This is a genomic window from uncultured Streptococcus sp. (assembly GCF_915066115.1).
GTDB lineage: Bacteria > Bacillota > Bacilli > Lactobacillales > Streptococcaceae > Streptococcus.
This window is the reverse complement of the sequence record NZ_CAJZDT010000056.1, coordinates 1-11,041: the sequence shown is the minus strand read 5'-3', so window position 1 is coordinate 11,041 and position 11,041 is coordinate 1. Positions and strand designations below refer to the sequence as shown.

Annotated in this window: 8 protein-coding genes and 2 pseudogenes; all 10 read left to right on the top strand. The window is 43.7% G+C overall.

Going from position 1 to position 11,041, the window contains the following annotated elements:
* Positions 1–36: 36 nt before the first annotated feature.
* Positions 37–744 (top strand): phosphoribosylaminoimidazolesuccinocarboxamide synthase, encoded by a 708-nt coding sequence (purC, locus tag QZ565_RS05205; RefSeq protein ID WP_295526509.1) that lies wholly within the window; start codon positions 37–39, stop codon positions 742–744.
* 56 nt (positions 745–800) lie between these two features.
* Positions 801–4,526: a phosphoribosylformylglycinamidine synthase gene (locus tag QZ565_RS05200; RefSeq protein ID WP_295526507.1), complete on the top strand. Its 3,726-nt coding sequence runs from the start codon at positions 801–803 to the stop codon at positions 4,524–4,526.
* A 12-nt stretch (positions 4,527–4,538) separates the two neighbouring features.
* On the top strand, positions 4,539–5,981 hold the full coding sequence (gene purF, locus QZ565_RS05195; protein WP_295526497.1) for an amidophosphoribosyltransferase: 1,443 nt from the start codon (positions 4,539–4,541) through the stop codon (positions 5,979–5,981).
* Positions 5,982–6,197: 216 nt separating this feature from the next.
* Entirely contained in the window at positions 6,198–7,217 is a 1,020-nt protein-coding gene (gene purM / locus QZ565_RS05190; RefSeq protein ID WP_295526494.1) for a phosphoribosylformylglycinamidine cyclo-ligase, read from the top strand.
* On the top strand, positions 7,214–7,765 hold the full coding sequence (gene purN, locus QZ565_RS05185; protein WP_295526492.1) for a phosphoribosylglycinamide formyltransferase: 552 nt from the start codon (positions 7,214–7,216) through the stop codon (positions 7,763–7,765). The genes purM and purN overlap by 4 nt, the downstream gene beginning before the upstream one ends.
* Before the next feature lie 12 nt (positions 7,766–7,777).
* On the top strand, positions 7,778–8,476 hold the full coding sequence (locus QZ565_RS05180; RefSeq protein ID WP_261015027.1) for a hypothetical protein: 699 nt from the start codon (positions 7,778–7,780) through the stop codon (positions 8,474–8,476).
* Positions 8,473–8,662, top strand: a pseudogene (locus QZ565_RS05175) (hypothetical protein); the annotation flags it as partial. The gene QZ565_RS05180 and the pseudogene QZ565_RS05175, both read left to right, overlap by 4 nt.
* Positions 8,663–8,691: 29 nt before the next feature.
* Positions 8,692–8,841 (top strand): annotated as a pseudogene (locus QZ565_RS05170) (formyltransferase family protein); the annotation flags it as partial.
* Between the two features lie 44 nt (positions 8,842–8,885).
* Positions 8,886–9,350, top strand: a complete 465-nt coding sequence (locus QZ565_RS05165) for a GNAT family N-acetyltransferase (protein WP_295526489.1) — start codon at positions 8,886–8,888, stop codon at positions 9,348–9,350.
* A 1-nt stretch (position 9,351) separates the two neighbouring features.
* On the top strand, positions 9,352–10,899 hold the full coding sequence (purH, locus tag QZ565_RS05160; protein WP_295526487.1) for a bifunctional phosphoribosylaminoimidazolecarboxamide formyltransferase/IMP cyclohydrolase: 1,548 nt from the start codon (positions 9,352–9,354) through the stop codon (positions 10,897–10,899).
* Positions 10,900–11,041: the final 142 nt, after the last annotated feature.

Here is an 11,041-nt window from a genome sequence, read left to right as displayed (position 1 = left end):
GAATGTGCTCAAGTAATACGAAAGGCGAACTTTAAAATGTCAAAACAATTGATCTATTCGGGAAAAGCTAAAGATATCTATACAACTGAGGATGAAAATCTTATTATTTCAACTTACAAGGACCAGGCGACTGCTTTCAATGGTGTTAAGAAGGAGCAGATTGCTGGCAAGGGAGTTTTGAATAATCAGATTTCATCTTTTATTTTTGAGAAATTAAATGCGGCTGGTGTGGCGACTCATTTTGTAGAGAAACTTTCAGACACGGAACAACTCAATAAAAAGGTGGAAATCATTCCTTTGGAAGTTGTGCTTCGCAACTATACAGCTGGTTCCTTTTCAAAACGTTTTGGTGTAGACGAAGGAATCGCCTTGGAGACTCCGATTGTTGAGTTTTACTATAAAAATGATGATTTGGATGATCCATTTATCAATGATGAGCATGTGAAATTCCTAAAGATTGCGGATGACCAGCAAATTGCCTACTTGAAGGAAGAAACTCGTCGTATTAATGAACTCTTGAAAGCCTGGTTTGCTGAGATTGAGCTTAAGTTGATTGACTTTAAGCTAGAGTTCGGTTTTGATAAGGATGGCAAGATTATCTTGGCAGACGAATTTTCACCAGATAATTGCCGTTTGTGGGATGCAGATGGCAACCACATGGATAAGGATGTTTTCCGTAGAGGATTGGGAGAGCTAACAGACGTTTATGAAGTTGTCTGGGAGAAGTTGCAGGGGTTGAAATAACAACCTAGAGGTCGTTTGGGAACATTGCAATAGCTGAAATAAAGGAATAAGAATTGATGGATAAACGTATTTTTGTTGAGAAAAAGGCCGATTTCCAGGTCAAGTCAGAGAGTTTGGTTAGAGAACTCCAACACAACTTGGGGCTTTCAACTTTGAAAAGTATTCGTATCGTGCAAGTGTATGATGTCTTTAATTTGGCAGAGGACTTGTTTGCACCCGCAGAGAAGCACATCTTCTCTGAGCAGGTGACGGATCATGTCTTGGACGAAGTGGCTGTTCAGGCGGATCTTGCTAACTATGCTTTCTTTGCCATTGAAAGCCTGCCAGGGCAGTTTGACCAGCGTGCAGCTTCTTCGCAAGAAGCCTTACTTTTGCTGGGAAGTTCTAGTGATGTGACGGTCAATACAGTCCAACTTTATTTGGTCAATAAAGATATTGATGCGACTGAGTTGGAAGCAGTCAAGAACTATTTGCTCAATCCAGTTGATTCTCGTTTCAAGGACATCACGACAGGGGTTGCCAAGCAGGAATTTTCAGAGTCGGACAAGACCATTCCTAGATTGACTTTCTTTGAAAGCTATAGGGCAGAAGACTTTGCTCGCTACAAGGCCGAGCAAGGGATGGCAATGGAAGTGGACGATTTGCTCTTTATCCAAGACTATTTCAAGTCAATCGGGCGCGTGCCGACGGAAACAGAACTCAAGGTTTTGGACACTTACTGGTCTGACCACTGCCGTCACACGACTTTCGAGACAGAGTTGAAACACATCGACTTTTCAGCTTCTAAATTCCAAAAGCAATTGCAGGCGACTTATGACAAGTATATTGCCATGCGTGAGGAGTTAGGGCGTTCTGAAAAACCACAAACCTTGATGGATATGGCGACTATTTTCGGTCGTTATGAACGTGCTAATGGTCGTTTGGATGATATGGAAGTGTCTGACGAAATCAATGCCTGCTCGGTTGAAATCGAAGTGGACGTTGATGGTGTCAAGGAACCTTGGCTCCTTATGTTCAAAAATGAAACCCATAACCACCCTACTGAAATTGAGCCATTTGGTGGAGCGGCTACTTGTATAGGTGGTGCTATTCGTGACCCATTGTCAGGTCGCTCATATGTTTATCAAGCTATGCGTATCTCAGGTGCTGGAGATATTACCGCACCGATTTCGGAAACGCGTGCTGGGAAACTGCCACAACAGGTCATTTCTAAGACAGCGGCTCATGGTTATTCTTCGTATGGGAACCAGATTGGGCTTGCGACGACTTATGTTCGTGAGTACTTCCACCCAGGCTTTGTAGCCAAACGCATGGAACTAGGTGCAGTTGTCGGAGCGGCTCCCAAGGGTAATGTTGTTCGTGAAAAACCTGAAGCGGGCGATGTGATTATTCTCCTTGGTGGTAAGACTGGGCGTGATGGTGTCGGTGGTGCGACAGGTTCTTCTAAAGTTCAAACGGTTGAGTCTGTGGAAACCGCTGGTGCTGAGGTTCAAAAAGGGAATGCCATCGAAGAGCGAAAGATTCAGCGCCTTTTCCGTAATGGTGATGTCACTCGTCTCATCAAGAAATCAAATGACTTTGGTGCTGGTGGTGTCTGTGTGGCTATCGGTGAATTAGCAGACGGTCTTGAAATCGACCTCAACAAGGTACCTCTTAAATACCAAGGATTGAATGGTACAGAAATCGCCATTTCTGAATCACAAGAACGGATGGCGGTTGTGGTGAGTCCTGAAGACGTAGATGCCTTTGTTGCAGAATGTAATAAAGAAAATATTGACGCGGTTGTGGTTGCGAAAGTGACTGAGAAACCAAATCTAGTCATGCACTGGAATGGTGAGACAATTGTGGACTTGGAACGTCGCTTCCTTGATACCAATGGTGTACGTGTGGTTGTCGATGCTAAGGTCGTTGACAAGGATGTCAAGCTTCCAGAAGAACGTACTACAAGCGTAGAAACACTGGAAGCAGATACCCTTACGGTTCTATCAGACCTCAACCACGCTAGTCAAAAAGGCTTGCAAACCATCTTTGATTGCTCTGTCGGACGTTCGACTGTCAACCACCCACTTGGTGGTCGATACCAACTTACACCAACTGAGGCTTCTGTGCAGAAATTGCCAGTTCAACATGGTGTGACCCATACGGCGTCAGTCATGGCTCAAGGATTCAATCCATATGTAGCAGAATGGTCTCCATACCACGGTGCTGCTTATGCAGTTGTCGAAGCAACTGCTCGTTTGGTGGCTGCTGGTGCAAACTGGTCTAAGGCTCGTTTCTCTTACCAAGAGTATTTCGAGCGCATGGACAAGCAAGCAGAGCGTTTTGGTCAGCCAGTAGCTGCTCTTTTAGGCTCTATAGAAGCACAAATCCAGCTTGGTCTACCATCCATCGGTGGTAAGGACTCTATGTCTGGTACCTTTGAAGAATTGACGGTGCCACCAACCTTGGTAGCCTTTGGTGTGACGACGGCAGATAGCCGTAAGGTGCTTTCTCCTGAGTTTAAGACTGCTGGGGAAAATATCTACTATATTCCAGGTCAAGCCCTCTCAGCAGAGATTGATTTTGACTTGATTAAGTCTAACTTTGCTCAGTTTGAAGTTATCCAAGCTGAACACAAAGTAACATCTGCATCAGCTGTTAAATATGGTGGTGTGGTTGAAAGTTTGGCACTTGCTACCTTTGGAAATCATATTGGTGCAGAGGTGACCTTGCCTGAACTTGAGACAGCTTTGACAGCTCAATTGGGTGGATTTGTTTTCACATCTCCTCAAGAAATTGCTGGAGTGGAGAAGATTGGACAAACAAATGCAGACTTTACACTGACTGTCAACGGTGTGAAGCTAGATGGACAGAAACTTGACAGTGCTTTCCAAGGAAAATTGGAAGAAGTTTACCCAACAGAATTTGCTCAAGCTAAAGGACTGGACGAAGTTCCAGCTGTCGCTTCTGACGCAGTTACCAAAGCTAAAGAAAGAGTTGAAAAACCTGTGGTTTACATCCCAGTCTTCCCAGGAACCAACTCAGAATATGACTCAGCTAAGGCCTTTGAAAAAGAAGGTGCAGAGGTCAACTTGGTGCCATTCGTGACCTTGAATGAAGAGACCATTGTCAAGTCAGTTGAAACTATGGTTGACAATATTGGCAAGGCAAACATTCTCTTCTTTGCAGGTGGATTCTCAGCTGCTGATGAGCCGGATGGGTCAGCTAAGTTTATCGTCAATATCTTGCTTAATGAAAAAGTACGTTCAGCCATTGATAGCTTTATCGCTTGTGGTGGCTTGATTATCGGTATCTGTAATGGATTCCAGGCTTTGGTCAAATCAGGTCTTCTTCCATACGGAAATTTCGAGGATGCTAATAGTACTAGCCCAACCCTCTTCTACAATGATGCAAACCAACACGTGGCCAAGATGGTGGAAACTCGTATTGCCAATACTAACTCACCATGGTTGGCTGGCGTGCAAGTGGGGGATATCCACGCTATTCCTGTTTCGCACGGTGAAGGGAAGTTTGTCGTGACGGCTGAGGAATTTGCGGAGCTCCGTGACAATGGACAAATCTTTAGCCAATACGTTGACTTTGACGGCAAACCAAGTATGGATTCTAAGTACAATCCAAATGGTTCTGTCCATGCCATCGAAGGAATTACCAGTAAGAATGGTCAAATCATCGGTAAGATGGGACATTCAGAACGTTATGAGGACGGTCTTTTCCAAAACATCCCAGGAAATAAAGACCAGCACCTGTTCGCGTCAGCGGTGCGTTATTTCACAGGGAAATAAAAGGTATATAAAATGACATACGAAGTAAAATCTCTTAATGAGGAATGTGGTGTATTCGGTATCTGGGGGCATCCAGATGCTGCTAAATTGACCTATTTTGGTCTCCATAGTCTTCAGCACCGTGGTCAGGAGGGGGCAGGAATCCTCTCCAATGATCAAGGACAATTGAAGCGCCATCGTGACATGGGGCTTTTATCAGAAGTGTTCAGAAATCCAGCTAATTTGGATAAATTGACAGGAACTGGTGCGATTGGTCATGTGCGTTATGCGACTGCTGGCGAAGCTTCTGTAGATAACATCCAGCCCTTTCTCTTCCGCTTTCACGATATGCAGTTTGGCTTGGCTCATAATGGGAATTTGACCAATGCAGCCTCTCTCAAGAAAGAATTGGAGGAAAGAGGAGCGATTTTCAGCGCGACTTCGGACTCGGAAATCTTGGCTCACCTCATTCGTCGCAGTCACAATCCTAGCCTGATGGGCAAAATAAAGGAAGCACTCAGTCTTGTCAAAGGTGGCTTTGCTTATATCTTGTTGTTTGAGGACAAGTTGATTGCTGCCCTTGACCCCAATGGTTTCCGTCCCCTTTCTATCGGGAAAATGGCCAACGGAGCGGTGGTTGTTTCCTCTGAAACCTGTGCTTTTGAGGTTATTGGTGCAGAGTGGATTCGTGATTTGAAGCCAGGTGAGATTGTGATCATTGATGACAAGGGAATCCAGTATGATAGCTATACAGATGATACTCAGTTAGCAATCTGTTCTATGGAGTATATCTATTTTGCTCGCCCTGATTCTAACATTCATGGTGTCAATGTCCATACAGCACGTAAACGTATGGGTGCCCAATTGGCGCGTGAATTCAAGCATGAGGCGGATATCGTGGTCGGTGTGCCAAATTCTTCGCTCAGCGCAGCTATGGGATTTGCAGAAGAATCCGGCCTGCCAAATGAAATGGGGCTGATCAAGAACCAATATACGCAGCGCACCTTTATCCAACCGACTCAAGAATTGCGGGAGCAAGGTGTGCGGATGAAACTATCTGCTGTTTCTGGTGTTGTTAAAGGCAAGCGTGTGGTCATGGTGGATGATTCCATTGTTCGTGGGACGACTTCTCGCCGTATCGTTCAGCTTTTGAAAGAAGCAGGTGCTGCTGAGGTTCACGTTGCCATTGGTAGTCCAGCGTTAGCCTATCCATGCTTCTACGGGATTGATATCCAGACGCGTCAGGAGCTGATTGCGGCCAATCATACGGTCGAAGAAACTCGCCAAATCATTGGGGCGGATAGCCTGACCTATCTATCTGTTGAGGGATTGATTGATTCGATTGGGATTGAAACAGATGCGCCAAATGGTGGTCTATGTGTCGCTTACTTTGACGGTGACTATCCAACACCTCTCTACGACTACGAAGAAGATTATCGTCGAAGTTTGGAAGAAAAGACTAGTTTTTATAAATAGGTAGCCTATCCTCCATTAAAGAAAAGTAATAAACAAATGGCAAATAAAAATGCTTATGCTTCACGTCTTACTACTGACTAAAAGCTAAAGCATTTGTCAGTAGACGCTTTCTCCTATGGGACCAAAGCTAGAGACCTGACTAGTATTTTTAGATAAAATAATTGTTTATCTAAAAATACGTCGCAGTCTTTCTCAAAAAAAGAAAAGGATTAAAAAATGACAAAAAATGCGTACGCTCAATCTGGTGTAGATGTTGAAGCGGGTTATGAAGTTGTTGAACGGATCAAAAAGCACGTGGCTCGTACGGAGCGTGCAGGTGTCATGGGAGCTCTGGGTGGCTTTGGTGGTATGTTTGACCTTTCAAAAACAGGGGTTAAAGAACCAGTCTTGATTTCAGGGACTGACGGTGTCGGAACCAAGCTCATGCTGGCTATCAAGTACGACAAGCACGATACTATCGGTCAGGACTGTGTGGCCATGTGTGTCAATGATATTATCGCTGCAGGTGCGGAGCCCCTCTATTTCCTTGACTACATCGCTACTGGAAAGAATGAACCAGCTAAGCTAGAACAAGTAGTTGCTGGTGTGGCAGAAGGCTGTGTGCAGGCAGGTGCTGCCCTCATTGGTGGGGAAACAGCTGAAATGCCTGGTATGTACGGCGCAGATGACTACGATCTAGCTGGTTTTGCGGTCGGTGTGGCTGAAAAATCTCAAATCATTGACGGTTCAAAGGTGGCAGAAGGTGATGTTCTTCTCGGACTTGCTTCAAGTGGGATTCATTCCAATGGTTACTCACTCGTTCGCCGTGTTTTTGCGGACTACACAGGTGAGGAAGTCTTGCCAGAATTGGAAGGCAAGAAACTCAAGGAAGTTCTTCTTGAGCCGACTCGTATCTATGTCAAGGCTGTTCTGCCTCTCATCAAGGAAGAGTTGGTCAACGGTATTGCCCACATCACAGGTGGTGGCTTTATCGAAAATGTTCCTCGTATGTTTGCAGATGACCTGGCTGCAGAGATTGAGGAAAGCAAAGTCCCAGTCTTACCAATCTTTAAAGCCCTTGAAAAATACGGTGAAATCAAGCATGAAGAAATGTTTGAAATCTTCAATATGGGTGTGGGACTCATGCTGGCAGTTAGCCCTGAAAATGTAGATCGTGTCAAGGAATTGCTGGATGAACCAGTCTATGAAATTGGTCGCATCGTCAAGAAAGAAAACGAAAGTGTCATCATCAAATGAAAAAAATAGCGGTTTTTGCCTCTGGTAATGGCTCAAATTTTCAGGTGATTGCTGAAGAATTTCCAGTGGAGTTTGTCTTTTCAGACCATCGTGAGGCCTATGTGCTTGAGCGTGCAGAAAAGCTTGATGTCCTATCCTATGCTTTTGAACTCAAGGAGTTTGAGAACAAGGTAGACTACGAAGCAGCCCTTGTCGAACTCTTGGAAGAACACCAGATTGACTTGGTTTGTCTAGCAGGCTACATGAAAATCGTTGGGCCAACCTTATTGGCAGCCTATGAAGGTCGAATTATCAACATTCATCCAGCCTATCTGCCAGAATTTCCAGGAGCTCATGGGATTGAGGACGCTTGGAATGCTGGCGTTGCTGAGAGTGGCGTGACCATTCACTGGGTGGACTCAGGCGTGGATACAGGAAAGGTTATCAAACAAGTGCGCGTCCCACGACTAGCTGATGATACGATTGAAAGTTTTGAAGCTCGAATCCATGAGGCAGAGTACAATTTGTATCCAGAAGTCTTGGATGAGTTAGGAATCGGGAGAAGATAAAAGAGGATTATTATGAATAAAGTAGTTGATAATTTATTAAAAAATGTAGAGGAATTTGAAATATTCTTTAATGAATACGAAAAACAATTTTATCCTGAAATCAGAAAAGCGAGAAAAATGTTATTGTTATTCCTTTGTCTGCTGATTGTTTGTATGTTTGGAGACTTAATTCTTCTTCGTTTTTTTTCAGATTCATCTTATTGGAAGGTTAGCCTTATAATTACTCTGATTATTTTATTTTTTTTCGGTATTTATGCTCGAAAATTTAACAAAGTCTCAGTGGGAGCACCTAGTAAATTCACTGAATTATGCAATGAAGTAAAGTCTTCCTTGAATCGTCTTTATGGAGTTGATGCAGAGAAGGTAGCTAAAATGCTAGTTAGTGATTTGAATAACAAACGAAATGAACAAATACAAAAATATGAAAATGTAGTAAAATCAATTGGTGCTATTGGGATGATTCTAGTAACAGCCTTTATTACGTTATCTTTAAATAAATTGTTTGTAACAGATACAACGGCTATTTCGGTTGATACGTTTTTAGGGCTGATTATTTTTGTATTTGTAGTAGTATTACTTATTAGATTCATAGATCATTCGATTAAAAATATTATTAAATATCCTCCATTTGGAAAGGCATCAAAAGAAGTTTACCTATCAGATGTTCTATCTGTGGTAAAATATACACTTTTAGAAAAGGAACAAAAATGACTAAACGCGCACTAATTAGTGTTTCAGACAAAGCAGGCATTGTTGAATTTGCCCAAGAACTTAAAAAAACTCGGTTGGGACATCATCTCAACAGGTGGAACCAAGGTTGCCCTTGATAATGCTGGGGTGAGCACCAGTGCCATTGATGATTCATATGATATCTTTGATTCAAAATTGGAGTCAGTGATTGTTGAAAACGGCTTCAAACGGAGGTATCGGGTGTGGACACTGGTAAGATTATCAAACAAGTCCGTGTGCCACGGTTAGCTGATGATACCATCGAAAGTTTTGAAGAACGGATTCATGCCACCGAGTATCAGCTCTATCCTCAAGTGTTGGAGAGTTTAGGTGTGGGTAGAAGATAAGAAGTAAATCAAGTTTTGATTTTGCAATATTGCTAGGAGAAAAAATGATTGAGATAAAATTAGTAGATGAGAGCAGTTTTCAGGCAGTGCTGGATTTGAAAATATCTGAAGCTGATGAACGAGCACGTTTCGTGGCTCCAAATGTACGCTCTTTAGCTGATGCATGGCTCTACCGGAAAAACGAAGATGTGTTTCCGATGGCAATCTATTGGGATAAGCAAGTGGTTGGCTTTCTCCTGCTAGAAATAGACAAGGATGAAGCGGAATACTTTATCTGGCGGATAATGATTGGTCAGCAGTACCAAGGAAGAGGTTATGGTCGAAAAGCCTTGAAAGTTCTAATCAAAGAGGCTCAGATGGATAGAGCTTGCAGTCATATTACCGCAGATTATGTGGTTGGAAATGAAAAAATGAAGCACCTGCTGACTAGTTTGGGTTTTCAGGAAACAGGATTTATAGAAGAAAATAACGAAGTCGCTATGCGCTTGGATCTAAAGAAAGAGGAATAGAATGACGAAAAAGGCCTTAATCAGCGTCTCAGACAAAGCGGGTATTGTTGAATTTGCCCAAGAACTTAAAAAACTTGGTTGGGAGATTATCTCGACAGGTGGGACCAAGGTTGCCCTTGATAATGCTGGGGTAGACACCATTGCGATTGATGATGTGACTGGTTTTCCAGAAATGATGGACGGTCGTGTCAAGACCCTTCATCCAAATATCCACGGGGGACTCCTCGCTCGTCGTGATTTGGATAGCCACTTGGGAGCAGCCAAGGATAATCAAATCGATCTCATTGACCTTGTTGTGGTCAATCTCTATCCCTTTAAAGAAACGATTCTCAAACCAGATGTGACATACGCTGATGCGGTGGAGAATATCGATATCGGTGGGCCATCTATGCTTCGTTCAGCAGCTAAAAACCATGCCAGCGTGACGGTTGTGGTAGACCCTGCTGACTATGCAGTGGTTTTGGACGAGTTGTCAGCCAATGGTGAAACGACTTACGGAACACGTCAACGTTTGGCAGCCAAGGTTTTCCGTCATACAGCAGCTTATGATGCCTTGATTGCAGAATACTTCACAGCTCAAGTGGGTGAAAGCAAACCTGAAAAGCTCACTTTGACTTATGACCTCAAGCAAGCTATGCGTTACGGTGAAAACCCTCAACAAGATGCAGACTTCTACCAAAAAGCCTTGCCGACAGACTACTCAATTGCATCAGCCAAACAGCTCAACGGTAAGGAACTATCCTTCAACAATATCCGTGATGCGGATGCGGCTATCCGTATCATTCGTGATTTCAAAGACCGTCCAACCGTTGTGGCCCTCAAACACATGAATCCATGTGGAATCGGTCAGGCTGATGACATCGAGACTGCTTGGGACTACGCTTATGAGTCTGACCCAGTGTCTATCTTTGGTGGTATCGTTGTTCTTAACCGTGAGGTGGATGCTGCGACAGCTGAGAAGATGCACGGCGTTTTCCTTGAAATCATCATCGCACCAAGCTATACGGATGAGGCGCTAGCCATTTTGACTAATAAAAAGAAAAACTTGCGTATCCTTGCCTTGCCATTTGATGCTCAAGAAGCGAGCGAAGCGGAAGCTGAATATACTGGTGTGGTTGGTGGACTCCTCGTGCAAAACCAAGACGTTATCAAAGAAAGTCCAGCTGACTGGCAAGTGGTGACCAAACGCCAGCCAACTGAGACAGAAGCGACTGCTCTTGAGTTTGCTTGGAAGGCTATCAAGTATGTCAAATCAAACGGGATCATCGTGACCAACGACCACATGACACTTGGCGTTGGTCCAGGTCAAACTAACCGTGTTGCCTCTGTTCGTATTGCCATCGAACAAGCTAAAGACCGCCTTGACGGCGCTGTTCTTGCTTCTGATGCCTTCTTCCCATTTGCGGATAACGTGGAAGAAATTGCCAAAGCAGGAATCAAGGCCATCATCCAGCCAGGAGGCTCAGTCCGTGATCAAGAATCTATCGAAACTGCGGACAAATACGGCTTGACCATGGTCTTCACAGGAGTGAGACATTTTAGACATTAATATATAATTAATTCCATCAGTAATGATGGAATTTTGCTATAATATACATAAAATAATAAGAGAGATTAAAGGAATCATTATGGCTGAGTTGGTTTATACCTATATAGAAAAAAAGGATAATGGGATTTAAAACACTGCGGGC